This window comes from Mesorhizobium sp. M7A.F.Ca.CA.002.09.1.1 (assembly GCF_003998555.1).
Classification (GTDB): Bacteria; Pseudomonadota; Alphaproteobacteria; order Rhizobiales; family Rhizobiaceae; genus Mesorhizobium; species Mesorhizobium ciceri.
This window is the reverse complement of record NZ_RZRR01001208.1, coordinates 1-1,318: the sequence shown is the minus strand read 5'-3', so window position 1 is coordinate 1,318 and position 1,318 is coordinate 1. Positions and strand designations below refer to the sequence as shown.

Below are 1,318 nucleotides of genomic sequence, written 5' to 3'. Positions count from 1 at the left end.
CAGGCGGCCTGGTTGTCGGCCTTGATCGAGCGCCGCTTGGTCAGGCTGGCGACGCGCCGTTCCAGCGCCGAGCGATTGACGCTGCGCACCGATTCCATGAAGCCAAGGTCGAGCTTCATGCCGGGGTTGCGCGCAATGCGATGATCGTGCGGGACGGCTGTATTGGCGGCGGCACGCGCCGGCAGCGGCGTCACCTTGGACGGGCCGACATCGGCTTCGCGGATTGTGCTGCTCATCTCCTGCCCTTTCATTCAGCGACGTATGCCGAAGATAGCCCGTGAAGCCGTACTTCACGAGTCCTGCGGGCGGTCATAACCGAAAAAGGCGGCGAAAGCAGCAGTTTTTGACCGTGCGGTCAAAAACGTAGACTTCGAGATGTTGGTGCGGCTCAGCCGACGAAGGCGCGCTCGACGACAAAAGTCGCCGGATGGCTCAGCGAGCCTTCCTCGAAGCCGAGACTTTCGGCCAGTTCCTTGACGTCCTTCAGCATATGCATCGAGCCGCAGATCATGATCCGGTCGGTTTCCGGGTTGAGCTTGTCGATGCCGAGATCGCTGTAGAACTTGCCGGAGCCGATCAGCGCGGTGATGCGGCCCATGCGTGCCGATTCCTCGCGGGTCGTCGAATTGTAGAGCGTGACGCGCCCAGTGGTCAGTTCACCGATCAGCGGGTCGCTTTCAAGTGCTGCGACCAGCTCCTGGCCATAGGTCATCTCGGCATTGTCGCGGCAGGTATGGGTCAGGATCAGTTGATCGAATTTTTCGTAGGTGTCGGGGTCGCGCAGCAGGCTGGCGAAGGGCGCGATGCCGGTGCCGGTCGAGATCATGAACAGCCGCTTGGCCGGCGTCAATGCGTCGACCACCAGCGTGCCCGTCGACTTCTGGCGCATGATGACGGTGTCGCCGACCTGGATCTTCTGCAGCTCCGAAGTCAGCGGGCCGTCCGGCACCTTGATCGAGAAGAATTCCAGCTCTTCGTCCCAGGCCGGGCTCGCCACCGAATAGGCGCGGTACACCGGCTTCTCTGCATTGGGCAGGCCGATCATGACGAACTCGCCGGAGCGGAAGCGCAGCGACTGCGGACGGGTGATGCGGAACGAGAACAGCCGGTCGGTGTAGTGCTTCACCGAGACCACGGTTTCGGCATAGACATTGGCCGGAATCGGGAACTGCAGCGGTCGGGCGCCGACGGTGTTGAGAGCGGATGTGGTGTTCATCAAATCCAACCTTCTGGCCCAGCTCACGGACGCGGGCGCCAAACCTTCACCTGCGCGCCCGGACCATTCAGGTCCCGGCGTGCTGTTCGCACACTCCAAAGC

The 1,318-nt window shown here is 62.5% G+C and carries 1 protein-coding gene and 1 pseudogene; both read right to left on the bottom strand.

The window, feature by feature from the left end; all coding sequences use genetic code 11:
* A pseudogene (locus EN994_RS31840) lies at positions 1-236 on the bottom strand (deoxyribose-phosphate aldolase); the annotation flags it as partial.
* A 152-nt stretch (positions 237-388) separates the two neighbouring features.
* Positions 389-1,216: a ferredoxin--NADP reductase gene (locus tag EN994_RS31835; RefSeq protein WP_063169685.1), complete on the bottom strand. Its 828-nt coding sequence runs from the start codon at positions 1,214-1,216 to the stop codon at positions 389-391.
* Between the last annotated feature and the right edge of the window lie 102 nt (positions 1,217-1,318).

What these genes read in the sequence shown, in the direction of transcription:
- EN994_RS31835 (WP_063169685.1), bottom strand. Translation starts at nt 1,216, where the DNA reads ATGAACACCACATCCGCTCTCAACACCGTCGGCGCCCGACCGCTGCAG.